The sequence below is a fragment of the Streptomyces sp. NPDC048560 genome, from assembly GCF_040650955.1.
Taxonomy (GTDB): domain Bacteria; phylum Actinomycetota; class Actinomycetes; order Streptomycetales; family Streptomycetaceae; genus Streptomyces.
On record NZ_JBEZIJ010000003.1, the window covers coordinates 539,083 to 563,458 of the forward strand.

The window sequence follows — 24,376 nt, forward strand, 5'->3', positions numbered from 1 at the left end:
CCTCAGACGTTCGCGGTGGCCTGATCGGAATCGGAATCGGAATCGGAATCGGAACCGGTATCGGCGTCCGTGCGTTCGGTCGCGTCGTCGAGGACGATGCGGCCGATGATCTCGTAGCGTTCCGGCCGTCTGGCCTTGAGGTAGAAGCCGAGCCCGAGTCCGCCGATGAAGACCGCGCCGACGATCCACGGGATCAGCTTGAAGAAGAGGGAGTCGGCGGCGAGTCCGGCCGCGGTCTCCATGTTGAGGATGAGCAGGACGACCACGGCGATCATGCCGATGCCGCCCAGCAGCGGTGCGGTGAACGTCCGGAACCAGTGGCGGTCCTCCGGGTGGTTCCTCCGGAAGTACCCGATCACCGCGAAGGAGCAGAGGGTCTGGACGATCAGGATCGCCATCGTGCCGAGGATCGCGAGCAGGGTGTACAGGTGGATGTACGGGTCCTCGCCCGCCAGCCAGAACGCGCAGACGAGCGCGGTGGCGATGCCGGTCTGGACGTACGAGGCGATGTAGGGGGAGCCGTGGGAGGGGTGGGTCCTGCCGAGTGCCGGGTGCAGGAAGCCCTCACGGCCGATGGCGTAGAGATAGCGCGAGGCGCACTGGTGGAAGGCCATGCCGCAGGCGAACGAGCCTGTCAGCAGGAGCCATTGGAAGGCGTCGACGGCCCAGGGCCCGATGAACGACTCGGTCGGGTTGAAGAACAGGTCGAGCGGTGAGGCGGACGAGGACACCTTGACGGACCCTTCGAGCCCGTTGCCCGCGATCGTCATCCAGGAGACGTAGATGTAGAAGATGCCCACGCCGATGACGGAGATGAGCGTCGCCCTGGGGATGACGCGCTTCGGGTCGCGGGACTCCTCTCCGTACATCGCGGTCGACTCGAAGCCGACCCAGGACCAGAAGGCGAAGAAGAGCCCCAGCCCGGCGGAGGTGCCGGTGAAGGCGTTGACCGGGTTCAGCGGTTCGACCGGGATGCCGTCCGGCCCGCCGCCGGCGAGCAGGACGGCCGTGGCGACGGCGAAGAGCACCGCGATCTCGCCGACGAGCATGACACCGAGTGCCTTGGCCGTGATGTTGATGTCGAAGTAGGCCAGCACGGCGGTCAGAGCGAGCATTCCGAGGGCGTAGAAGATCCAGGGGATGTCGATGCCGAGCTGGTCGGCGACGGTCGTCCGGCCGAAGTACGCGAAGATCCCGACGATCGACGCCTCGAACACGATGTACGCGAGGACGGCCAGCATGCCGGACGCCAGGCCGGCGATCCGGCCGAGACCGTGCGAGATGTACCCGTAGAAGGCGCCCGCCGCGGTGATGCGCTTCGCCATCGCGACGTAGCCGACCGAGAAGACGGTCAGCACCACGGTCGCGAACAGGTATCCGGCCGGGGCGCCCGTCCCGTTGCCGAAGCCGACGGCGATGGGCAGGTTCCCGGTCATGGCCGTGATCGGGGCGGCGGTGGCCACCGCCATGAAGACCACACCGACCAGCCCCACCGAATTCGCCTTGAGCCGTTGGACCTCACGTGTGGGTTTGTCTGACATTGCGCACCCTCTCTCATTCTTCGCGCTCCCGTTGCTCCGGGGGCGACAGTCTCGGGCGGGGTGACCTGTGCCACAACAGGCACGCGGTCACTCAAATGCCGTGCGGAGACGACGAGTTGTCGGGGCAGCGTGCCCACCGATGTGGTCTGTAACCGCAGGGTGATGTCCACGGAACATGCGGATGTGCCTCGACCCGGCGTAGTGCGCGGGTCACCGACGGAATGCGCACCCCCGAGGGGCATGGCACACCACGGAGGTGCCGTCCCCGGGTCCGCCGCGCCGAGATTCTCCGTCATGCGGGCGGCCGGGGCCGGACTTCGTCACCATGGCGCTCACGTTCCGGTACCGGTGGAACCACGTGCGAAGGAGCACCCGCATGAGAAAGATCATCCTGGCCATGTCTGTGTCACTCGACGGGTACATCGAGGGCCCCGGCCGTGAGCTCGACTGGCATCTGGTCGACGAGGAACTCCACCAGCACTTCAACGACGAGCTCAGGACCATGAGCGCGTTCCTGGACGGACGGGTCAGCCACGAGCTCATGGCCGGTTACTGGCCGACCGCGGACGCCGATCCCGCTGCGGAAGCACCGGTGGCGGAATTCGCCCGGATCTGGCGGGAGATGCCGAAGATCGTCTACTCCAGGACCCTGGAACGCGCGGAGTGGAACACCACCATCAAGCGGGAGGTCGTGCCCGAGGAGGTCCGGGCGCTGAAGGCCCAGCCCGGCGGAGACATGGCGATCGGCGGGCCGAACCTCGCCGCGTCGTTCATGCGCCACGACCTGATCGACGAGTTCCGTCTCTACGTCCACCCCATCCTCCTCGGCCGGGGCACACCGCTCTTCCCGCAGTCGGAGACGAGGACGGCACTCACCCCGGCCGGCAGCAGAACCTTCGGCAACGGGGTGGTCCTTCTCCGCTACACCAGGAGCGCGTCCTGAGGGACGCGGCTCCACGAACAGTCGATCACCACGCGCGATCATCCCGCCCCCGGGCTGCAATGGACCTGTGACCGCGCCTCCCGACGACTGCCTCGCGCGCAACGAGTGGATCTGCGGCGACTACCTGTCCAGTCGCAGCGAGATCCTCATGGACGCGAGCGTCCAGCATGTCCAGCTGACCGTCGTCTCCGTGCTCGTCGGAGTCGCTCTCGCCCTCCCGCTCGCCCTCGCCGCCCGCCGCCTGCGCTGGGCGGCCGGGCCGGTCCTCGGCCTGACGACGATCCTCTACACGATCCCGTCGCTCGCCATGTTCTCGCTGCTGCTCCCGGTGTACGGGCTATCCGCCGTGCTCGTCGTCGCGGGGCTCGTCCTCTACTCCCTGACGCTCCTCGTACGCAACATCCTCGCCGGACTGCGGGCGGTGCCCGAGGAGACCCGGCAGGCCGCGCGGGGCATGGGCTACGGCCCCGTACGGCTCCTTCTCGCCGTCGAGCTCCCACTCGCCCTGCCGGCCGCAATGGCGGGCCTGCGCATCGCCACCGTATCGGCGGTCTCGCTGGTCACGGTCGGCGCGATCGTCGGCCACGGCGGGCTGGGCAACCTCATCTACTCCGGGATGAACACCTACTTCAAGGCCCAGGTGCTCACCGCGTCCGTCCTCTGCGTCGTCATCGCCGTCGCCGCCGACCTCCTGCTCCTCGGTGTGCAGCGGATCCTGACCCCGTGGACGAGGGCGCGGTCATGACGACGCTCTCCGAGTCCTGGACGTGGCTCACCACCCCGGCCAACTGGTCGGGTGCCGACGGCGTCTGGAACCGGCTGGCCGAACATCTCTACCTCACCGTCGTCTGCCTGCTGATCAGCTGCCTCATCGCCCTGCCCGTGGCCCTGGTCCTCGGCCACCTGGGGAAGGGCGGAGCGCTCGCCGTCAACATCTCCAACATCGGCCGGGCCGTTCCCACCTTCGCCGTCCTGGTGCTGCTGCTCCTGACCCCGATCGGTACGCACGGCCAGTGGTCGACCATCATCGCGCTGGTGCTCTTCGCCGTCCCGCCCCTGCTCACCAACGCGTACGTGGGGATGCGCGAGGTGGACCGCGATGTCGTACGGGCGGCGCGGGGCATGGGCATGACGGGCCGCCAGATGCTGGTACGGGTGGAGCTGCCCCTCGCGCTGCCGCTCCTGCTCACCGGCGTACGCATCGCCGCCGTGCAGCTCGTCGCCACCGCGACGCTCGCCGCACTCGCCGGCGGCGGAGGACTCGGCCGCATCATCACCGCCGGTTTCAACCTGGCCTCGACGCCGCAGGTCGTGGCGGGAGCCGTCCTCGTCGCCCTGTTCGCCCTCCTCGTCGAGGGCCTCTTCGAACTGGGCCTGCGCCTGGCCCCCGAGCGGACCCGCGAGCGGGCGGCGGTATGAGGACCGCGCGTACGGCCGCAGCACTCCTCGCCCTGCTGGTCGTCACCGCCTGCTCCACCGGCCCCAGCCTGGAGGACCAGGGCGAGGTGACCACGCCGCCCGGCGACAGCAGGGAACTCACCGTCGGCTCGGCGGGTTTCACCGAGAGCGACCTCCTCGCCCAGATGTACGCCCTCCTGCTGGACCACGCCGGATACTCCACCGAGATCATCTCGGTGACCAACAGGGAGCTCTACGAACCGGCCCTGGAGAACGGCCAGATCGACGTCGTACCCGAATACGCCGCGACCTTCGCCGACTGGCTGAACGCCAAGGCCAACGGAGCCGACGCACCGCCCGTCGGCTCGCCCGACCTCGCCACCACGATGAAGGCACTGCGTACCCTCGCCGTGCCGCGCGGCCTCACCGTGCTCGACCCGGGCCGGGCCGTTGACCAGAACGCCTTCGCGGTCTCCTCCGCGTACGCCGCCGAGCACCGGCTGAGGACGCTCAGCGACCTGGGCCGTACCAAGCTCCCCGTACGGCTGGCCGCAGGCGACGAATGCGTGCAGCGCCCCTACTGCGCGCCCGGGCTCAGGAAGACGTACGGCATCGACGTCACCGCCGTCGATCCCAGGGGTGTAGGCACCACCCAGGCCAAACAGGCCGTCCAGAATGGTCAGAACCAGCTGGTCCTGACCACCACGACGGACGCCACGCTGGACGACTTCGGACTCGTGCTCCTGGCCGACGACAAGGGCCTCCAGAACGCCGACCACCTCGTCCCCGTCGTCAATCGTTCCCGCGCGGGCAGCACCGGCGTACGCGACGCCCTCGCGAAGCTGAACACCGTCCTGACCACCGCCGACCTGGCGCGCATGAACGAACAGGTGGACAGCTGGCGCAGGCTGCCCGAGGACGTCGCGCGGAACTACCTGACGTCCCGGCGGCTCATCCCTCGCTGAGCCCCTGCCGCGCCGGGGCCCAGCCCTCCGCGTCGCCGTGCAGCGCGCTGTAGTAGGGGTCGCCCGCCGCGATCTCGCCCGCGCGGACGGGCTGCCCGGTGAAGGCCGCCTTGTAGAGCGCCGCTACGAGTTCCAGGCTCGTGCGGCCGTCCGGCCCGCTGCTGCGCGGCCTGCGCCCGGCGCGCATGTCGGCCAGCAGCCCGCGCAGCTGAGCTTCGTGCGAGCTGGGGACGTCGGGTCCGAAGTCGTTCCACGCGTCGGACTGTTCCGCCGTCACACCTGGCGCCGGAGTGATGCGCCAGTCCGCGTTGCGGTGCCCGTACAGATGGGTGAGCTCGACCGTCGCGCGTTCGCAGTCGATCCGTATCCGGCTGACCTCGTCAGGGCTGAGGACGCTGTTCACGATCGTGGCCATCGCGCCGCTCTCGAAGCGGACGAGGGCGGTCGAGACGTCCTCGGTCTCGATGTCGTGCACCAGCCGGCCGGCCATGGCGCGGATCTCCGACCACGGGCCCAGGAGATCCAGCAGCAGGTCCATCTGGTGGATGCCGTGCCCCATCGCGGGGCCGCCGCCCTCGGTGCTCCACTTCCCGCGCCAGGGAACGGCGTAGTACTCCTCGTCGCGGTACCAGGTCGTCTGGCAGTGGGCCACCAGCGGCCGGCCCATCGACTGCCCGGCCAGCAGCTCGCGGACATGACCGGAGCCAGATCCGAAGCGGTGCTGGAACACGATGGCGGCGAACGGGCCCACGGCCTCCGGCCCCTCCGCCGCCTCGATCGCGTCGAAGTCCTCCAGCGAGGGGCACGGAGGCTTCTCGCACCACACCCAGGCCCCGGCCCGCAGCGCGGCGATGGTCTGGTCGCGGTGGAACCGGGGCGGCGTACAGAGCGTGACCAGGTCGGGCCGCTCCCGCGCCAGCATGAGGCCGAGGTCCGTGTACGGGCGGCCGGCGCCCGCGTCCGCGCAGAACGCCTCCGCCGACCCGGCATCCACGTCGACCGCCGCGACGATCTCCAGCGGCTGCTCGGCGGCGAGCGCGAGGACTGCGGGCAGATGGCTGCCGCGCGCGATCGCGCCCGTGCCGACGATCGCGACCCGGACCGGCTTCGCGTCCGGCATGAATGCGGGCATGACAGGCACCCCTGAGTGGGAGAGAGGGTGCGCCTGCCTGGTAGCAAGCGCTTTCTCCCCGGAACCTAGGCTCGATCGGGGAGCCGGGTCAAGGGGTGCCCGGTGGTCAGGCCAGCAGCTTCGCCGGCAGCCAGGCGAGCTGCGCGGCCTGCTGGAACGGGCCACCGCCCTCGTGGTCGTTGAAGGGGTACACCTCTATCTCCTTGTCCTCGTGGGCGTAGGCGTTGAAGGCGGCGAAGACCGTCGACGGCGGGCAGGTCTGGTCCTCCAGGCCCGTCGAGAACAGGGCCGGAACCCGTCCGCGTGCCGCGAAGTGGACCCCGTCGAAGTAGGCAAGCGTCGCCCGCACCCGCTCGGTCCTGCCCCGGTGGGTCTTGAGGTAGTTGCCGATCTCGCGGTAGGGCGACCGGTCGGTGACGGTCATGGCGCGCGGGAAGTCGCACAGGAACGGCACGTCCGGTGCGATGGCCACCAGATCGGGCACCAGCCCGCCGACGGCCAGGGTGATGCCGCCGCCCTGGCTCTCGCCGATCACCGCGGTACGCGTGGCATCGGTCAGGGGATGCGAGCGCGCGGCCTCCACCGCTCGTACGGCATCGGTGAACACCCGCCGGTAGTAGTACGTCTCCGGGTCCTCGATGCCCCGGGTCATGTAGCCGGGGAAGGACGGGGCGCTGCCCACCGGGTCGGCGGTGTCGCCGGGCTGCCAGGTGCTGCCCTGCGCTCGTGTGTCCATCACGAAGTGGGCGAAGCCCGCCGACGCCCAGAGCAGGTGCGAGTGCGGCAGCCCGCGCCCGCCGCCGTAGCCGATGTACTCCACGATGACGGGCAGCGGGCGCGTGGTGCCCGCGGGGAGGACGAGCCAGCCCTTGACGGGGTGCCCGCCGAACCCCGCGAAGGTCACGTCGTACACCTCGACCGTGCTCAGCGCGGTGTCGGAACGCAGCTCGAACCGGGCGTCCAGATCATGGGAGCGCGCCTCGTCGAGCGTCTTGGACCAGAACGCGTCGAAGTCCTCCGGCTCCACCGACGTGCTGCGGTGCGTGCGCAGTTCGTCGAGGGGCAGATCGAACAAGGACATGGGAAACCGCCTTCGTCGCAGGGCTCAGTGATCACACCCTACGGTCGGCGGCCGCCCTCAGGGAGCGGTGTCAGGCCCCTTGGCCGGCGGCCACGGCACATCGGCCAGAACGGGGAGCAACTGCTCCTCCTCGTAGGCGAAGTGGGCGTTCAGCTGCTGCGACATCCGGGCCAGTTCGGTGCGGAACCGCTCGGGCACGGTGGCGCCGACGCCGTCCAGCAGAGCGGCCAGCTCGCTCTGGACGGCGCCGATGGCCAGGTGTTCCTCGCGCAGTCTCTCGAACACGTCGGCGAGGTGCGGGTGATAGCCGGCCATGACGGGGAAGACGTGGCCGTCCTCGCCGGTGTGGTGGAACTCCAGGGCCTGGCAGAACGCCAGGCAGCGCTGCCGGATCTGCAGACCCAGCCCGGGCGCGGGCGGCCCGCCGGGCTGCCCGGACGCGCGGTGGGCGGCCGATGCGGCGAAGTGGGCGTCCGCCTCGGCGCGCACCTCGCGCAGTTGGTGGCGCAGCCAGGTGTGTACCTCCAGGATCTTGTCGGCGAGCGTGTTGACCTCGGCGGGTCCTTCGCCCGCCGGGGCCTCGGACCGCTCCAGTGCCACCACGGGCAGGACGCGCTCCGTAGCTGCCTGGTAGTCGCCGTAACCGGGCGCGACCCGGACGATCAGCTCGAACAGCGCGTCACGCCGGGCTCCTTCGGCGGGGACGGCGATCGCCTCGTACTTCTCGGTCCCCACCTCGACGTCCACCACGGGGCGGACGAGCAGGTTGCGGTACCAGGCGGGATGCGAAGGAGCGCCGAGGTTGGAGCCGACGACCAGCAGCCGGTCGCCGTCGGCGACGTAACCGAGCGGTGTGGTGTGCGGCCGGCCGGTCCTGGCGCCGGTGGTGGTGAGGAGAAGGAGGTCGCCGCCCGCGAAGGGGCCGCCGACCTTGCCCGCGTGGGAGCGGAACTCCTCGATGACGGACTGGTTGAAGGACAGGGACATGGGGTGCCGGATCTCCGTAAAGGTGTGTGCGGCTGCCCGGGGCGTCACTCGGTGGTCCCGGAGCGGCCGGAGGCAGGACGGACAGGCGGGTGTACGACGTCGGTGCGCGGGGATGGGCCGCGCGGGAGCACGGCGACGCACGACGGCACAGAGGGCCTGACGTGTGGATCAGAAGCAGGGGGCTGAGAGTGAACTCATGGCGTCGTCCCTGGATGAAGGTGCCGGCCCGGCTGTCGGCCTGCCCACATCTCTCGGCCGGCGCCACGCTGCACGCAGACCATTAGAACGAGGCGGCCGTCGGCTGTCAACGCGGCGCAGCCGAACCCCGGACGCGCGAAAACACGTTGCCCGTCGGGCGGGCGGCTGCGACGCTTCGCGGCATGTCCGTCAGAGATTCCAGCAGTACGCGCCAGGTGGCCGACCTCTTCTCGCAGGGACGCCTGACGGCGATCCCGCGCAAGGCCGCCCGCCGGGAGCAGTTGTTGCACCACCTCGCGCACACCCTGTTCGAACGAGACCGGGTCTACAGCGAGTACGAGGTCAACGAGGCGCTGCGCACCGTGCACGAGGACTGTTCGGCGCTACGGCGCTACCTGGTCGTGGCGGGGCTGCTGGTCCGGCCGAAGGACGGCAGCAGCTACCGGCGGCTAAGCTGACGCGGCGCCAGTTCTCTTCCGGGGCACGTACGTTGAAGCCGGCCCGGTGAATCGCCCAGCGCGGCCATGACGGCGCGGGCTCCGGAGGTTCGAAGGCATCGGCCGAGGCGAACCGCCTTTTCGTCGCTCTGTTCCGACCTCGGCCGCCGTGCGCCTGCGTGGCCCGGTTCCCACGCCGGTATGAACAGGCGTGCGGCCGCGGTCGGCATCGGAGCCGGACCGGATTCTTCTCCACGGCGGCTCGGTGCTCCGCGGGGCGGCGGCTCCCGGCGAACCGGTGCCCGGGCGAACGGCACCCCTACGCGTCGGCCACCGAGTCGAACCGCACCTTGTCCCGCCCGACCCCCCGCGCGTCCGCGTCCACCGAGCGCCGCAGCGCCTCGTGGAGCTTGGCCGGGGTGAGTACGCCGAGGAAGCGCGCCCCGTCCAGGACCGCCACCCACCCCGCATCGTGCTGGAGCATTTCGCTGAACGCCTGCTTCAGGGGAGCACCGACCGGCACCCAGGCGTCCATGCGCCGCGCAAGCTCACCGACCGTGCCGTACTCCCCGGCGACGCGGAGCGCGTCCGCCGATACCCAGCCGTGCAGTTCGCCGTCCGCGTTGAGCACGACGGCCCATCGCGCTCCCGAGGCGTTCAGCCGCTGTGCCGCCGCGTGGGCCGGTTCGTCGATCCCGGCCACCGGCGGCTCCTGGAGGTCATCCGGTTCGATCGTCGTGACCGACAGGCGCTTCAGACCGCGGTCGGCGCCGACGAACCGTGCCACGTACGGTGTGGCGGGCGTGCCGAGCACCGCCGCCGGTGTGTCGAACTGCTCGATGCGACCCTCGCCGTACACCGCGATCCGGTCGCCCATCCGCACGGCCTCCTCGATGTCGTGCGTCACCATCAGCACGGTCTTGCGCACGGTGGCCTGCAGGTTCAGGAACTCGTTCTGCAGCCGCTCGCGCACCACCGGGTCGACCGCTCCGAACGGTTCGTCCATCAGCAGGACCGGCGGATCCGCGGCCAGCGCCCGGGCCACCCCCACCCGCTGGCGCTGCCCGCCGGAGAGCTGAGCGGGGTAGCGGGAGCCGTACGTCTTCGGATCGAGCCCCACGAGGTCCAGCAGTTCCGCCGCCCGCTCCCGGGCCCTCGTCCGCTTCCAGCCGAGCAGCGCGGGGACGGTCGCGGTGTTCTCCAGAACGGTCCGGTGCGGGAAGAGGCCGACCTGCTGGATCACATAGCCGATCCTTCGGCGGAGCTTCACGGGATCGATCGTCGCGATGTCCTCGCCGTCGACCAGGATGCGGCCGGACGTCGGCTCGGTCAGCCGGTTCACCATCATCATCGTCGTGGTCTTGCCACAGCCCGAAGGGCCGACGAGCGTGACGAGTTCCCCCTCGCCCACCTCGAAGGACAGCTGGTCGACCGCGGTCGTACCGTCCGGATAGACCTTGCCGACCTGCTCGAACCGGATCATGACTGCACGCTAGGAGCCTCCCGCGCGCGGCGCACACGGGCCGGGACTGTCCGGGTGCCGGCCCTGTGCTGGACTGTCCTCGGACCATCGGATTTCAGGAGCCCCCCTTTGAGCAGTTACCGTCAGCCCGGCGTCGTCCTCACCGACCGTCGCTTCACCGTCCCGCTCGACCACACGGACCCGGGCGGGGAGCAGATCGAGATCTTCGGCCGGGAGGCCGTGGCGAGCGGCAGGGCGCACGACGCGTTGCCGTGGCTGGTCTATCTGGAAGGCGGTCCCGGCTTCGGTGCCCGCCGGTTCGTCGGAACGGAAGCCTGGCTGGGCCGGGCGGTACGCGAGTTCCGGGTGCTGCTCCTCGACCAGCGCGGTACGGGTCTCTCCACCCCGGCCAACCGTCAGACGCTCCCGCTGCGCGGCGGTCCGCGCGAACAGGCCGACTACCTGGCCCATTTCCGGTCCGACTCCATCGTCCGTGACTGCGAACTGATCCGTCCGCAGCTGACCGGCGGTGCCCCCTGGACCGTGCTCGGCCAGTCCTTCGGCGGTTTCTGCGCGGTCAGGTATCTGTCGACGGCCCCGGAAGGGCTCACGGCGGTGCTGATCACCGGCGGACTGCCGTCGCTCGACTCCCACGCCGATGACGTGTACCGCGCCGCGTATCCGCGGATCGAGCGCAAGGTCGCGGCCCACTACGCCCGCTACCCGCAGGACGTCGAGCGTGCCCGGGACATCGCGGCCCACCTCTTCGAGCACCGCCCGGAGAGCACCGGTCACCGGCTGACGGTGGAAGGCTTCCAGTCCCTCGGCATCATGCTGGGCGGCGGGAACGGCAGCCACCAGTTGCACTACCTGCTGGAGAACGCCTTCGTCCGCACTCCGTACGGCACCGAACTCTCGGACACCTTCCAGGAGGCCATGCGCACGGCGAACTCCTTCGCCGGTCACCCCCTGTACGCCCTTCTGCACGAGGCGATCTACGGCCAGGGGGAGCGCCCTACCGGCTGGGCCGCCGAACGGGTCCGCGCCGAGTTCCCGCGGTTCGACGCGGCGGAAGCGCTCAAGGGCGACGGGCCCGTGCTGTTCACCGGGGAGTCGATCCACCCCTGGCACTTCGAGGTGGATCCGGCGCTCCGGCCGCTGCGGGAGACGGCCGAGCTGCTGGCGGCCCGCACGGACTGGGCCCCGCTCTACGACGCCGGGCGGCTGGCCGCCAATGACGTACCGGTGGCCGCGGCCGTCTACCACGACGACATGTACGTCGACACCGAGCACGCGCTGCGCACCGCGGCGGCCATCCGCGGACTGCGTACGTGGGTGACGGACGAGTTCGAGCACGACGGCCTGCGGGCCGGCGGGCCGCGCGTACTGGACCGGTTGCTTGCCCTGGTCAGGGACGAGATCTGAGCCGTACGGGCTCGGTGAACCGGGGAGCCGGCCGCGCGTCACGCGCGGCCGGCTCCCTCTCGCGTCAGGCTCACCTCTGGAGTGCGTCCAGCGTGGCGCCGAGGTCCGAGGCACCCAGCGGGGCGCGGTTGTGCGGGAGCTTCGACAGGACCGCCGCCATGCCGCAGGTGTTGGTCACAGCGGAGAAGACGAGCCCCGAACCGATGCCCGCGGACAGCCAGCGGGCCGCCGGGAAGCGGGTCCCGGCCAGCAGTCCTGCCACCACGAGCGAACCGGCCGCCAGCCGCACCTGGCGCTCCATGGGCCAGGTGGTGCGGGCGCCCACGGGGCGGTCCAGGTCGCGGCCCTCGCCTTCCCAGGCGGAGGTGCCGCCGCTCAGCGCGCAGGCGTCGATGTCGGCGCCCGAGAGGATCTCGCAGGCCCGCGTGGAACGCACGCCGGAGGCGCACACCACCAGCAGCGAACCCCGGGCCGCGGCGGCCTTGAGTGCGGGCACGGCCTCCTGGAGACGGTCGAGAGGGATGTTCAGCGCACCGGGCACATGGCCGGAGGCGTACTCGCCGGGAGCCCGCACGTCGATGACGGTGAACTCCTGCAGACGGGCTGCCGCCTGTGCGGGGGAGAGGGAAACGGGGCTGGTCACGATCTGAGATTCCTTTCGGTCACCGGGCCGGACAGGAGACTCCGTCTCTCTTGCCCCGGACGGGCTAGAATACCCCCACGGGTATGCGAGGAGGATGTGTGGAACTCGACATGGCGGCCGATGAACTGAAATCGGTCCTCAACCGCCTGCGCCGCGCCCAGGGGCAGCTCGGCGCGGTCATCAGGATGATCGAGGAGGGGCGGGACTGCGAGGACGTGATCACGCAGATGGCGGCCGTTTCGCGGGCGCTCGACCGCGCCGGGTTCGCGATCATCGCGACGGGGCTTCAGCACTGCATGGCCGACGGTACAGCGGAGCCCGCCGACCGCGACCGGATGCGGGCCCGCCTGGAGAAACTCTTCCTCTCATTGGCCTGACCGACTGACTCGGCAGAGGCCGGACTCGACTGACCGACGGGCCGCAACGGGCCGACTGGCTGACCCCTTCCGACCCGGGGCGACTGGTCGACCGCCTGGTCGGTCGACCCGCCTGGTCGGCCGACCGGCTGCCGGGCCCGGCCCGCCCGGGGGAATGCCGGCTCACGTGGCCCCCGCGCCGATAGCCTGCCCGCATGACGCAGCAGTTGGAGCCCATGCCCACGGACTGGCGGCGCGCGCTGGCCGTCGTCGCCCACCCCGACGACCTGGAGTACGGCTGCTCCGCGGCCGTCGCGGGCTGGACCGACGCCGGACGTGACGTCGTCTACCTCCTCGCCAGCCGCGGGGAAGCGGGCATCGACACGATCGCCCCGCAGGAGTGCGCCCCGCTCCGGGAGCGTGAACAGCGGAAGAGCGCCGCGGTCGTCGGTGTCAGCACGGTGGAGTTCCTCGACCACACGGACGGGGTGATCGAGTACGGCCTCGGGCTGCGCCGGGACATCGCGGCGGCCATCCGCCGGCACCGTCCCGAACTCGTCATCACGCTCAACCACCGTGACACCTGGGGCGGTGGCGCCTGGAACACCCCTGACCACCGCGCGGTCGGCCGGGCGACGCTCGACGCGGCGGGCGACGCCGGGAACCGGTGGATCTTCCCGGAGCTGACCGAGCAGGGACTGGAGCCGTGGGACGGGGTGCGCTGGATCGCCGTGGCGGGGACGGACAGGCCCACGCACGCGGTGGACGCGACCGAGGGTTTCGAGCGCTCCGTCGAGGCGCTGCTCGCTCACCGCACGTACATCGAGGTGCTGACCGAGGAAGACCCCGAGACGTACTGCCGCACTTTCTGCAGGGCATGTCCCGGATGGCCGCCGGCCGGTTCGGGGATCGTCCCGCCGTGGCGTTCGAGGTGTTCGCCCGCTGAGCGGGCCGCTCGGCGGGCGGCCGTGCGAGGCCCCGGTCCGTGCGGCAGGCGCCCCCGGAGCGGGACCTCGGCCGCCCCCGAGCCGCCCCCGAAATCCACGCGGTCCGAACGAGTGGACTCTGAGGAGCGCGTAGCGCACGGGGCCCTCCGCCCGGCGTCCGGATGGTGATGTTGCCGTCCGTTCCCCGACCTGGAAGAGGCATCCCCACATGAGTCGCACCTCCACCCGACGTCTGTTCGCCGCGGCGTTGCTCGTGGCGTCCGTGCTGGCCCCGATGGCGGTGGCACCCGCCCCCGCGGTCCACGCCGCAGGCGTGGACCGGCACGGCCAGGAGGACTGCCCGCCCGGTGGCCTCGGCCACGAGGTGAACGCCCGGCTGGACAAGGCCATCGCCGACGTCCGCGAGGAGGCCGGTATCCCCGGTGTCGTCGTCGGGCTCTGGATGCCGGGCAAGGGGAGCTACGTCCGCGCGACCGGCGTCGCCGACACCACCACCGGTGAGCCGATGGCCGCCGACTCCTTCGTCCGGATCGGCAGCGAGACCAAGACCTTCACGGTCACGGCGCTGCTCGAACTCGTCGACGACGGCCTGGTCGAGCTCGACGACCCGATCTCGGCGTACGTCCCCGGCGTGCGCAACGGCGACCGGATCACTCTCCGCCACCTTGCCGAGATGCGCAGCGGTCTGTTCCCGTACACGTCCGACCCGGACTTCGATCACGACCTGCTGAGTGACCCGCATCGCTCCTTCACCCCGCAGGAACTGCTCGCGTACGGGATGAAGCACAAGAACACCTTCAAGCCGGGCGCCACGTTCGAGTACTCCAACACCAACCTCATCCTGCTCGGCCTCGTGGTCGAGAAGGTCAGCGGACGCAAGCTCGAGCGCTTCATCGAGAGGCGGGTGCTCCGCCCGTCCCACCTGCGCAACACGCTGTTCCCCACGGGGTCGGAGTTCCCCGAGCCGCACCCGCGCGGCTACACCGACCAGACGCTGAGCGGCGAGACAGAGGACGCCACGGACTGGAATCCCAGCTGGGCGTGGGCCGCCGGGGGGATGATCTCCGATCTGCACGACCTGCGCCGCTGGGCCAGGATCGTCGCCACGGGAGAGCTGCTCAGCCCCGAGACCCAGGCGCAGCGCCTCAAGACGCTGCCGACCGGCTTCCCGGGTACCACCTACGGCCTCGGCATTCTGGAGACCAACGGATGGATCGGGCACAACGGCTCCCTGCCGGGGTACGAGACCGTGACCGTCTACCTGCCCTCGAAGAAGGCGACGCTGGTCGTCATGATCAACACTGACTCCCTGAGCGGGGGCCAGGAGCCGTCCACGCTGCTCGCCCGGGCGATCACCGAGGTCGTCACCCCGAAGAACGTCTACGCCGGGGCGGTCGTCCCGCGGTAGAAGAAGGCCCCTGCCGCGCCCGGGATCATGGACCGCCGGGCGGGGCCGGGCTCCGGGCCCGCCCGGCGATCGTCGCATCCGATTGACAACGGCGTTTGCCGATCCTGCAATGGGTGCATGAACGAACAGCGCCGGGACGACCCGGAGATCGACGCGGTGCTCACCGGTGTGGGGCCCCGCCTGCGCCGCCTGCGCAAGGACCGGGACGTCACGCTGGCCGCACTCTCCGCGGCCACCGGCATCTCCGTGTCCACCCTCTCGCGGCTGGAATCCGGTGGCCGGCGCCCCAGTCTGGAGCTTCTGCTCCCCATCGCCCGCGCCCATGAGGTGCCGCTGGACGACCTCATCGGGGCGCCACCGGTCGGCGACCCCCGTATCCGGGTCAAGCCGATCGAGCGCGACGGGCGGACCATCATGCCGCTGACCGCCAGACCGGGCGGGCTCCAGGCGTACAAGGTGGTGCACCGCGTCGGCTGCACCGAGGAGCCGGAACAGCGCACGCACGAGGGTTACGAATGGCTGTACGTGCTCTCCGGGAAGCTGCGGCTGCTGCTGGCCGAGCACGATCTGGTGCTGGACGCGGGTGAGGCGGCGGAGTTCGACACCCGGCTGCCGCACTGGTTCGGGCCGGTGGGGGAGCAGCCGGTGGAGTACCTGAGCCTTTTCGGACCGCAGGGGGAGCGGATGCACGTCAAGGCGCGGCCCAAGCAGTGACGGGCGTCGCTCCCGGGGCGGCCAAGGTGTTCCCAGATGGGCAAGCGACCGCTTAGTATGCGCCGGAGCAGTGGTAATGCCGACAGTGTTGTGGAGGCCCCTCATGCAGGCATGGCGAGTGCACCGGAACGGCGAGCCGAGCGAGGTGATGGAGCTCGAGGAGACCGACCGCCCCACCCCCGGGGACGGGCAGGTGCTGCTCAGGGTGCGCGCGGCGAACATCAACTTCCCCGACGCGCTGCTCTGCCGGGGGCAGTACCAGACGCGGCCGCCGCTGCCGTTCACGCCGGGTGTGGAGATCTGCGGGGAGACCGAGGACGGACGCAGGGTGCTCGCCACACCCGCCCTTCCCCACGGCGGTTTCGCCGAATACGTCGTCGCGGACGAGGCGGCCCTGCTGCCCGCTCCCGACACGCTCGACGACGCCGAAGCGGCCGCGATGCACATCGGCTACCAGACGGGCTGGTTCGGACTTCACCGGCGCGCCCACCTCCAGGCGGGCGAGACGCTGCTCGTGCACGCGGCGGCCGGCGGTGTCGGCAGTGCGGCCGTGCAGCTCGGCAAGGCCGCCGGGGCCACGGTCATCGGGGTCGTCGGAGGCCCGGAGAAGGCCCGCGTGGCACGTGAGCTGGGCTGCGACGTGGTCATCGACCGGCGCGCTGAGGACATCGTCGCGCTCGTCAAGGAAGCCACCGGCGGGCGCGGTGCGGACGTCGTCTACGACCCGGTCGGAGGCGACGCCTACGCCAAGTCCGTGAAGTGCATCGCCTTCGAGGGGCGCGTCGTCGTCGTGGGCTTCGCGAGCGGCACCATCCCCGCCCCCGGGCTCAACCACGCCCTGGTGAAGAACTACACGATCGCCGGCCTCCACTGGGGGCTGTACAACGCGAAGGACCCCGCCGCCGTACGCGCCTGCCACGACGAACTCACCAAGCTCGCCGCGCAGGGAGTCGTCAGGCCGCTGATCAGTGAGCGCGTCGGCATGGCCGACGCGGCGAACGCCGTTCAGCGTGTCGCGGACGGTACGAGCACCGGCCGCATCGTCGTCCTCCCGGCGGGGGGTGCACGATGACCGCCCCCGTCGACGCCGGCGAAGTCCGGCGCCTCACGCATGAGTTGGTGGCCTCGTACCCTCCGGCCACCACGGACCGTACCGAATTCCTCAAGGCACGCTTCGACGCCGGCCTCGCCTGGGTGCACTATCCCGCCGGGCTCGGCGGTCTCGACGCGCCCCGCTCCATGCAGCAGATCGTGGACGCCGAACTCGCCGCGGCAGGGGCCCCCGACAACGACCCGCGCCGCATCGGCATCGGCCTCGGCATGGCGGCCCCGACGATCCTCGGCTACGGAACCGACGAGCAGAAGCGGCGCTTCCTGCGCCCCCTGTGGGTCGGCGAGGAGGTCTGGTGCCAGCTCTTCAGCGAACCGGGAGCCGGATCCGACCTCGCCGCGCTGGGTACGCGCGCGGTCAGGGACGGTGACTCCTGGGTCGTGGACGGGCAGAAGGTCTGGACGTCGAGCGCCCATGTGGCCCGCTGGGCGATCCTGATCGCCCGCACCGACCCGGACCTGCCCAAGCACCGCGGCATCAGTTACTTCATCTGCGACATGACCGACCCCGGTGTCGAGGTGCGGCCGCTGCGGCAGATCACCGGCGAGGCCGAGTTCAACGAGGTCTTCCTGACCGGCGTACGCATCCCGGACAGCCACAGGCTCGGCCCGGTCGGCGACGGCTGGAAGGTCGCACAGACGACCCTCATGAACGAGCGCGTGTCGATCGGCGGGGCCCGTATCCCGCGCGAGGGAGGCATGATCGGCACCGTCGCGCGGACCTGGCGCGAACGCCCCGAACTGCGCACCCACGACCTGCACCAGCGACTCCTCACCCTCTGGGTCGAGGCCGAGGTCGCCAGGCTCAGCGGTGAGCGGCTGCGTCAGCAGCTCGTCGCGGGGCAGCCCGGCCCCGAGGGGTCGGCCATGAAGCTCGCCTTCGCCCGGCTGAACCAGCAGATCAGTGGGCTGGAGGTCGAACTGCTCGGCGACGAGGGCCTGTTGTACGGCGACTGGACCATGAGCCGCCCGGAACTGGTCGACTTCACCGGCCGCGACGCCGGCTACCGGTATCTGCGCTCCAAGGGCAACTCCATCGAGGGCGGTACGAGCGAGGTACTGCTCAACATCGTCGCCGAGCGGGTGCTCGGGCTGCCCTCGGAGCCGCGCAACGACAAGGACATCGCCTGGAAGGACCTCTCCCGATGACCGCACAGACAGCACAGCCGGGACAGGACGAACCGAGCCCGATGCCCGTCCTCCTGTACTCGGAGGCCGAGGAGGACCTGCGTGCCGCCGTCCGCGCGCTGCTCGCGGACCGGGCCGACGCGCCGGGCGTCATCGCCCGGGTCGAGTCCGACACGCCGTACGACGCCCGGTTGTGGAAGGCGCTCGCCACCGACATCGGCGCCGCCGGACTCCTCGTACCGGAGAAGCTCGGCGGTCAGGGAGCCACCTACCGCGAGGCCGCCGTGGTCCTGGAGGAACTCGGGCGCAGCGTCGCGCCCGTGCCGTACCTGACGAGTTCGGTCGTCGCGACCGAGACGCTGCTCGCGCTGGCGGCGCAGGACGGCGCCGTCGTCGAGCTCCTGGGGGAACTGGCCGCGGGGCGCAGGACGGCGGCCCTCGCCGTGTCGTTCTCCGCACCGGCGGCCGACGAGGCCCAGCCCGCGAGCGCGGTGGACGGCAAGCTGGAGGGGACCATCACGGGTGTCGCCGACGCGGCCACCGCCGATGTGCTGCTCGTCCCCACCACCGACGGGCTGTACGCGGTGGAGACGGCGGCGGACGGCGTCACCGTCGAACCGCTGGTCGCGCTCGACCTGACCCGCCCTCTCGCCACGGTCGTCCTGGACGGTGCGACGGGTGTCCTGGTCGCCGACGCGGCTTCCGCCGTCCCGGCGGTGGCGCGCGGTCTCCTCGTGGGCGCCGGTCTGCTGGCCTCCGAACAGCTCGGAATCGCCGAGTGGTGTCTGACCGAGACCGTCCGGTACACCCGTGAACGCCACCAGTTCAACCGGCCGGTGGGCTCCTTCCAGGCGCTGAAGCACCGGATGGCACAGCTCTGGCTGGAGATCGTCTCCGCCCGGGCCGCCGCCCGCCACGCCGCCGGCGAACTGGCCACCGGCAGCCACGAGGCACCGCTCGCGGTGGCCGTGGCCCAGGCGTACTGCTCGGGAGTCGCGGTCCACGCGGCCGAGGAGTGCGTCCAGCTGCACGGGGGGATCGGCATGACCTGGGAGCACCCCGCGCATCTGTACCTGAAGCGCGCCAAGGCCGACTCGATCGCGTACGGAACGGCGGGCCGGCATCGCGAGGTGATCGCGGAACTGGTCGACCTTCCGGCGCCGTAGCCGAACGGGCCGACAGGTCAATGTAGTTGGGGCGGGGGTACGCACGTGCGTGCCCCCGCTCCGGCATGTCCCGCCGAGGCCGGGTACCGGCGCCCCCTGCGCGTGCTGTTTAATTGCGCATCGTTCGCAATAACAGTTGATCTTCAATAGGGGTGTGCAGCGTATGAGGGCCCGATCGGTACGGGGAGGGATCTCGGCCGCGCTGGCGGCCGTGCTCTCGATCAGCGCGGCAGCCTGCTCGAATCCGGGCGGTTCCGGCAAGGGCGCCGCTTCCGCGGACTCCGCGGTCGTGGGGATCGCGTACGAGCCCGACAGCCTCAGCCCCCTGCTCGGCTACGGCAAGGACGGCAACTCCAAGATATTCGACGGGCTGCTGGCCCTCGACGAGCACCTGGAGCTGCGGCCCGCGCTGGCCACCGCGCTGCCGGACGTCGGCGACAACGGGCTCACGTACACGTACAGGCTCCGCCAGGGCGTGAAGTTCAGTGACGGCGAACCGTTCGGTGCCAAGGACGTCGTCTTCACCTACCGGACCATCCTGGACAAGAGGACGAACAACCCCTCGCGCACCGAACTGGACGCGGTCAAGGGCGTCGAGGCCGTCGGTGACGACCGTGTCGTCTTCACGCTCAAGTACCCCTACGCGCCCTTCGCCCGGCGCACGGTGCTGCCCATCGCCCCCGAACACATCGCGGGGAAGCAGGACGTCAACACCGGGGCGTTCACCACACAGCCGGTCGGCACCGGGCCCTACCTCCTCACCCGGTGGTCCAAGGGCGAGAAGCTGAGCTTCCGGGCCAACCCCGCTTACTGGGGCGGCGAGCCGAAGGTGAAGCGGTTCACCATGGCGGTCATCAAGGACGACGACGTCCGTGCCACCCGGCTGCGCTCCGGTGAGCTCGACGGCGCGATCCTCCCGCCCAACCTGGCCGAGGGCTTCAAGGACGAGAACGGGCTCAGCACGTACGCGGCGAAGACGTACGACTACCGCACGGTGACCCTCCCGACCCACAACAGGATCGCGGGCGACCGCGCCATCCGTCGTGCCCTCGATGTCGCCGTCGACCGTGAGGCCATGGTCGACGCCATCCTCAACGGTGCGGGCAAGCCCGCCTACGGCCCCGTCCCCACCGGCAGCGAGTGGTTCGCGGAGGGGACCGAGCGTGTCCACGACCTCGACGCCGCGAAGAAGATCCTCGACGAGGCCGGCTGGAAGCCCGGCAAGGACGGAATCCGCAGCAAGGACGGGGTGCGCGCCGCCTTCCCGCTCTGGTACCTCACCGGCGACAAGCTCCGTCAGGAACACGCACTCGCCTACGCGTCCGACGCCAGGAAGGCGGGCATCGGCATCACCACCGAGGCCGGCACCTGGGAGGTCATCCAGCCCCGGATGAAGCAGGACGCCGTGCTCGCGGGCGGCGGATCGCCCGCAGACCCCGACTTCGACCAGTACGCCCTGCTGAAGTCCACGCTGGCGGGCGACGGCTTCAACAACATGGCCTGGTACGACAACAGGGCCGTCGACGAGGCCGTCGAGACGGGCCGCAGGAGCGGCGACCCGGCCGCACGCAAGGCCGCGTACGACACCGTCCAGCGCGAACTCGCCAAGGACCCCGGCTACACCTTCCTCACCCACATCGACCACGTGTACGTCGTCGGCAGCCGGTACGGCCACCTCAGCACCCAGGTCGAGCCGCACGACCACGGCCTGGCCTCCGGTCCGTGGTGGAACGTCGAGAAGTGGAACCCCGAGGGCGCGGACAAGTGAGCCACCGCCTCCCCTGGGGGCCGATGGCACGGATGGCGGCACGGCGGGCCCTGTCCGCCGTGCCGGTCCTGATCGCCGTCACGTTCGGCGTCTTCGCCGTCGCCGCCGCATCCCCCTTCGACCCCGTCAAGGCGTACGCCGGCACCGCCGGCCTGACCGCCTCGCAGGAGAACCTCGACCAGCTCAGGGCCAACCTCGGCGTCGACCAGCCTCTGGTCACCCGCTGGTGGGACTGGCTGACGTCCGCCGTCCAGGGCGATCTGGGTGACTCCAGCGTGATGCGCATGCCGGTCGCCGACGTCATCGGTGAACGCGCCGGCTGGTCATCGCTGCTCGCCACCTGCGCGTTCGTCATCGCGATCCTGCTGGGCACCGGACTCGGCGTCCTCGCCGCCCGCCGCCCCGGCGGCGCGCTCGACCGGTGCGTCAGCTCCGCCGCGTACACCCTTGAGGCGGCGCCCGCCTTCTGGCTCGGACTGCTCGCCATCTGGTTCTTCGCCCTGAAGCTGGACGTCCTCCCGGCAGGAGGACTCACCGACGCCGGCAGCGACACCGTCACCTTCGGTCAGGTCGCCACGCACCTGGTCCTGCCCGCCGGCGTCCTCGGTATCTCCCAACTGCCCTGGTTCTTCCTGTACGTACGCCAGGGAGTCACCGACGCCCTCGACGAGGACCCGGTACGCGGCGCGAGGGCCCGCGGACTGCGCGAACGCACCGTGCTGCTGGGCCACGCCCTGCGCTCCGGGATGCTCCCCATGCTCACCCTCATCGGTTCCCGCGTGCCCGAACTCATCACCGGCGCCCTGCTCGTCGAGACGGTCTTCAGCTGGCCCGGTATCGCGGCGGCCACCGTGCAGGCCGCCACATCCGTGGACTTCTCCCTGCTCGCCGCACTCACCGTGCTCGCCACCGCGGCCGTACTCCTCGGAAACCTCCTCTCCGACCTGTTGTACGGACTCGCCGACCCGAGAGTGGGCTTCGATGGCTGACCTCGCACTCCGGCAACCCGCACGCGGCGCCGCCCGCCGCACCCGGGTGGTCACCTCGGCCGCGATCCTCGTGACGGTGGTGCTCGCCGTCCTCCTGGTGCCCCCGCTGGTCCAGCTCGACCAGCAGGCCGTCGACCTCGGGGCCAAGCTGCGGCCGCCTTCCCCGGCCCACCCCTTTGGCACGGACGACGTCGGACGGGACCTTCTGCTGCGTTGTGTGTACGGGCTGCGGGTCTCCCTCCTCGTCGGCCTCGTCGCCGCGCTCACCGCCACCGTGATCGGTACGGCGGTCGGCGCGCTCGCCGCGGCGTCCGGCGGCTGGACCGACCGGGTCGTCATGCGGCTCGTCGACACCTTCTCGTCCGTCCCGCACCTCCTGCTCGGCATCTTCGTCGTGGCGATGTTCCGGCCCGGGGTCTGGCCCGTCATCGTGTCCGTGGCACTGACCCACTGGCTCTCGACCGCGCGGATCGTGCGCTCCGAGGTGCTGTCGCTGCGCTCACGGCCCTTCATCGACGCGGCGATCTCCGGCGGCGCCTCACGGGGCCGGGTCATCGTCCGGCACCTGCTGCCCGGAGTGCTGCCGCAGGCCGGTCTCGCGGCGGTGCTGATGGTGCCGCACGCCATGTGGCACGAGTCCGCGCTGTCGTTCCTGGGCCTCGGCCTGCCCACCCATCAGGCGAGCCTCGGCAACCTCGTGCAGTCCGCGCGCGGTTCGCTGCTGGCGGGGGACTGGTGGCCGACGCTCTTCCCCGGCCTCTTCCTGATCATCCCGACCCTCGCGCTCGCGGGGCTCGCCGGCGCCTGGCGGGAGCGGATCAACCCGCGCCGCCGATCGGAGCTGATGCTGTGAAGCAGACATCCGCCACACCACCCGTGCTCTCCGTGTCGGGACTGTCCGTAAGGTTCCGGATGCGCGGCGGGCGGCATGTCGCCGCGGTCACCGACGCCACCTTCGACCTGGCGGCGGGGGAGTGCCTCGCCCTGGTCGGCGAGAGCGGCTGCGGTAAGTCCGTCCTCGCGTCGGCGCTGCTCGGACTGCTGCCCGCGAACGCCGAAACCTCGGGGACCGCGCTCCTCGACGGCGGCCCCGACCTCCTCACCACCGATGAACGCACCCTTGCCCGCACCGTGCGGGGCCGCCGGATCGGACTCGTACCGCAGAGTCCCGCCGCCCACCTCACCCCCGTACGAACGGTCCGGGCGCAGCTTGAGGAGACCCTGCGCGAACTGACCGGAATGCGGGGAGCCGCCGTACGTGACGCGGCGCCGGTGGCGGCCGGACGCGCCGCTTTCCCCGCCGATCACCTCGACCGCTACCCGCACGAGCTCTCCGGGGGGCTCGCGCAGCGCGCCGCGACCGCGCTCGCCCTCATCGGTGACGCGCCGCTGCTCCTCGCCGACGAGCCGACCACGGGACTCGACCGGGAACTCGTGGAGCGGACCGTGGACGAACTGCGGCGCCACACCGACGGGGGCAGGGCGCTGCTGATCATCACGCACGATCTGGCGGCGGCCGAGCGGATCGCCGACCGGGTCGCCGTGATGTACGCGGGCCGCATCGTCGAACTCGCCGACGCGAGCTGTTTCTTCGGCCGGCCCGGCCCCCGCCACCCCTACGCGCGGGGTCTCCTGGACGCCCTGCCGGAGCGGGAGTTCGCGCCGATCCCGGGGATGCCGCCCGAGCTGGGCGACCTGCCCGCGGGGTGTGCCTTCGCCGCCCGTTGTCCGCGCGCCGACGCGCGGTGCGCGCTGCAGCCGGCCTTGAAGAGCGGGGTGGCCTGCCACCACGTCGCCGGCGACGGGATCCGCCGAGCCGAGGAGCCCGCCGATGCTTGAGCTCAGCCGCATCACCGCCGGATACGACCGGCGCGCCCCCGTCGTGCGTGACGTCTCGCTCGGCGTCGCGCGGGGGGAGTCGGTCGGGCTGCTCGGCCCGAGCGGCTGCGGCAAGTCGACGCTGGCACGGGTCGCCGCGCTGCTGCACCGCCCCGAGGCCGGTTCGGTGGTCCTCGACGGCACCGCGGTACGGGGCTGGCGGCACAGAGCCCCGCAGGAGCGGCGAACCGCCGTGGGTGTCGTGTTCCAGCAGCCGCGCCTCTCCGCCGATCCCCGCCTGAGTCTGCGCGAGCTCATCGCCCAGCCCCTGAGGTCCACCGGACGGCGCCGCGAAGTCACGGAGCGCGTCGGGGAACTGGCGCGGGAGGTCGGGCTCACCGAGGAACTCCTGGGACGCCGCCCCCACGCGGTCAGCGACGGGCAGCTGCAACGGGCCTGCCTCGCCCGCGCCCTGGTGCTCCGGCCGGGGCTGCTGATCTGCGACGAGATGACGGCGATGCTCGACGCCTCGACGACCGCCGCTCTCGTCGCGGTCGTGGAGACGTACCGCGCCCGGTCCGGTGCCGCGCTGCTGGCCGTGGGTCACGACCGGGTGCTCCTGGAGCGCTGGTGCGACCGGACCGTGCGGTGGGAGGAGCTGGCAGGGCAGCACGAGCACGCCGACGCCGTGGGCCCGCGCGGGTAGCCGCTCCGGTTGCGGCGGACGATCGACTGCTCCGCCGCACCGGCGAACAGCAGA

23 protein-coding genes and 1 pseudogene are annotated in these 24,376 nt (G+C 71.2%); 18 read left to right on the forward strand and 6 right to left on the reverse strand.

What is annotated here, in order from left to right:
* Positions 1–2: 2 nt before the first annotated feature.
* Positions 3–1,541: an APC family permease gene (locus AB0C82_RS12365; RefSeq protein ID WP_362839589.1), complete on the reverse strand. Its 1,539-nt coding sequence runs from the start codon at positions 1,539–1,541 to the stop codon at positions 3–5.
* Between the two features lie 376 nt (positions 1,542–1,917).
* Between AB0C82_RS12365 and AB0C82_RS12370 the strand changes: the two genes are divergently transcribed.
* The 4 genes from AB0C82_RS12370 (at position 1,918) to AB0C82_RS12385 (ending at position 4,847) form a co-directional block, all read left to right on the forward strand.
* Positions 1,918–2,484 (forward strand): dihydrofolate reductase family protein, encoded by a 567-nt coding sequence (locus tag AB0C82_RS12370; protein ID WP_362839592.1) that lies wholly within the window; start codon positions 1,918–1,920, stop codon positions 2,482–2,484.
* Between the two features lie 67 nt (positions 2,485–2,551).
* Positions 2,552–3,229 carry an ABC transporter permease gene (locus tag AB0C82_RS12375; protein WP_362839595.1) on the forward strand — a complete coding sequence of 226 codons (678 nt, stop codon included), beginning with the start codon at positions 2,552–2,554 and terminating at the stop codon, positions 3,227–3,229.
* Positions 3,226–3,903, forward strand: a complete 678-nt coding sequence (locus AB0C82_RS12380) for an ABC transporter permease subunit (protein ID WP_362839865.1) — start codon at positions 3,226–3,228, stop codon at positions 3,901–3,903. The genes AB0C82_RS12375 and AB0C82_RS12380 overlap by 4 nt, the downstream gene beginning before the upstream one ends.
* Positions 3,900–4,847, forward strand: a complete 948-nt coding sequence (locus tag AB0C82_RS12385) for an ABC transporter substrate-binding protein (RefSeq protein WP_362839598.1) — start codon at positions 3,900–3,902, stop codon at positions 4,845–4,847. Before AB0C82_RS12380 ends, AB0C82_RS12385 begins: the two co-directional genes overlap by 4 nt.
* Here the strand turns inward: AB0C82_RS12385 and AB0C82_RS12390 are convergent.
* From AB0C82_RS12390 to AB0C82_RS12400, 3 genes are all read right to left on the reverse strand, one after another.
* Positions 4,834–5,979 carry a Gfo/Idh/MocA family oxidoreductase gene (locus AB0C82_RS12390; protein ID WP_362839601.1) on the reverse strand — a complete coding sequence of 382 codons (1,146 nt, stop codon included), beginning with the start codon at positions 5,977–5,979 and terminating at the stop codon, positions 4,834–4,836. The genes AB0C82_RS12385 and AB0C82_RS12390 overlap by 14 nt on opposite strands.
* 106 nt (positions 5,980–6,085) lie before the next feature.
* Positions 6,086–7,060, reverse strand: a complete 975-nt coding sequence (locus AB0C82_RS12395) for an acetylxylan esterase (RefSeq protein WP_362839604.1) — start codon at positions 7,058–7,060, stop codon at positions 6,086–6,088.
* A 57-nt stretch (positions 7,061–7,117) separates the two neighbouring features.
* Entirely contained in the window at positions 7,118–8,047 is a 930-nt protein-coding gene (locus AB0C82_RS12400; RefSeq protein WP_362839606.1) for a nitroreductase/quinone reductase family protein, read from the reverse strand.
* A gap of 380 nt (positions 8,048–8,427) precedes the next feature.
* Between AB0C82_RS12400 and AB0C82_RS12405 the strand changes: the two genes are divergently transcribed.
* A complete protein-coding gene (locus AB0C82_RS12405; RefSeq protein WP_362839609.1) occupies positions 8,428–8,703 on the forward strand; it encodes a DUF2087 domain-containing protein in 276 nt (91 codons plus the stop codon).
* 298 nt (positions 8,704–9,001) lie between these two features.
* On the opposite strand, the gene AB0C82_RS12410 is transcribed toward AB0C82_RS12405, so the two are convergent.
* Positions 9,002–10,165, reverse strand: a complete 1,164-nt coding sequence (locus AB0C82_RS12410) for a betaine/proline/choline family ABC transporter ATP-binding protein (protein WP_362839612.1) — start codon at positions 10,163–10,165, stop codon at positions 9,002–9,004.
* Positions 10,166–10,273: 108 nt separating this feature from the next.
* Here AB0C82_RS12410 and AB0C82_RS12415 point away from each other — a divergent pair, with 108 nt between their 5' ends.
* Entirely contained in the window at positions 10,274–11,569 is a 1,296-nt protein-coding gene (locus AB0C82_RS12415; protein WP_362839615.1) for an alpha/beta fold hydrolase, read from the forward strand.
* 70 nt (positions 11,570–11,639) lie between these two features.
* On the opposite strand, the gene AB0C82_RS12420 is transcribed toward AB0C82_RS12415, so the two are convergent.
* Complete coding sequence (locus AB0C82_RS12420) at positions 11,640–12,212, reverse strand: rhodanese-like domain-containing protein (protein WP_362839618.1); 573 nt, start codon at positions 12,210–12,212, stop codon at positions 11,640–11,642.
* Positions 12,213–12,310: 98 nt separating this feature from the next.
* Between AB0C82_RS12420 and AB0C82_RS12425 the strand changes: the two genes are divergently transcribed.
* The 12 genes and pseudogenes from AB0C82_RS12425 (at position 12,311) to AB0C82_RS12480 (ending at position 24,322) form a co-directional block, all read left to right on the forward strand.
* Entirely contained in the window at positions 12,311–12,589 is a 279-nt protein-coding gene (locus tag AB0C82_RS12425) for a metal-sensitive transcriptional regulator (protein ID WP_362839621.1), read from the forward strand.
* 194 nt (positions 12,590–12,783) lie between these two features.
* Positions 12,784–13,514: pseudogene (locus tag AB0C82_RS12430) on the forward strand (PIG-L deacetylase family protein).
* 209 nt (positions 13,515–13,723) lie between these two features.
* A complete protein-coding gene (locus AB0C82_RS12435; protein WP_362839623.1) occupies positions 13,724–14,923 on the forward strand; it encodes a serine hydrolase domain-containing protein in 1,200 nt (399 codons plus the stop codon).
* A 117-nt stretch (positions 14,924–15,040) separates the two neighbouring features.
* A complete protein-coding gene (locus tag AB0C82_RS12440; protein ID WP_362839625.1) occupies positions 15,041–15,637 on the forward strand; it encodes an XRE family transcriptional regulator in 597 nt (198 codons plus the stop codon).
* Positions 15,638–15,740: 103 nt separating this feature from the next.
* Positions 15,741–16,709: an NADPH:quinone oxidoreductase family protein gene (locus AB0C82_RS12445; RefSeq protein ID WP_362839627.1), complete on the forward strand. Its 969-nt coding sequence runs from the start codon at positions 15,741–15,743 to the stop codon at positions 16,707–16,709.
* Positions 16,706–17,896 (forward strand): acyl-CoA dehydrogenase family protein, encoded by a 1,191-nt coding sequence (locus AB0C82_RS12450; protein ID WP_362839629.1) that lies wholly within the window; start codon positions 16,706–16,708, stop codon positions 17,894–17,896. The genes AB0C82_RS12445 and AB0C82_RS12450 overlap by 4 nt, the downstream gene beginning before the upstream one ends.
* A complete protein-coding gene (locus AB0C82_RS12455; RefSeq protein WP_362839632.1) occupies positions 17,893–19,041 on the forward strand; it encodes an acyl-CoA dehydrogenase family protein in 1,149 nt (382 codons plus the stop codon). The genes AB0C82_RS12450 and AB0C82_RS12455 overlap by 4 nt, the downstream gene beginning before the upstream one ends.
* 163 nt (positions 19,042–19,204) lie before the next feature.
* Positions 19,205–20,809: an ABC transporter substrate-binding protein gene (locus AB0C82_RS12460; RefSeq protein ID WP_362839634.1), complete on the forward strand. Its 1,605-nt coding sequence runs from the start codon at positions 19,205–19,207 to the stop codon at positions 20,807–20,809.
* Between the two features lie 23 nt (positions 20,810–20,832).
* Positions 20,833–21,798, forward strand: a complete 966-nt coding sequence (locus tag AB0C82_RS12465; protein WP_362839868.1) for an ABC transporter permease — start codon at positions 20,833–20,835, stop codon at positions 21,796–21,798.
* On the forward strand, positions 21,791–22,651 hold the full coding sequence (locus AB0C82_RS12470; protein ID WP_362839637.1) for an ABC transporter permease: 861 nt from the start codon (positions 21,791–21,793) through the stop codon (positions 22,649–22,651). The genes AB0C82_RS12465 and AB0C82_RS12470 overlap by 8 nt, the downstream gene beginning before the upstream one ends.
* Positions 22,652–22,710: 59 nt before the next feature.
* Positions 22,711–23,637: an ABC transporter ATP-binding protein gene (locus AB0C82_RS12475; RefSeq protein WP_362839870.1), complete on the forward strand. Its 927-nt coding sequence runs from the start codon at positions 22,711–22,713 to the stop codon at positions 23,635–23,637.
* Positions 23,630–24,322 (forward strand): ATP-binding cassette domain-containing protein, encoded by a 693-nt coding sequence (locus AB0C82_RS12480; protein ID WP_362839639.1) that lies wholly within the window; start codon positions 23,630–23,632, stop codon positions 24,320–24,322. The genes AB0C82_RS12475 and AB0C82_RS12480 overlap by 8 nt, the downstream gene beginning before the upstream one ends.
* The last annotated feature ends 54 nt before the right edge of the window (positions 24,323–24,376 follow it).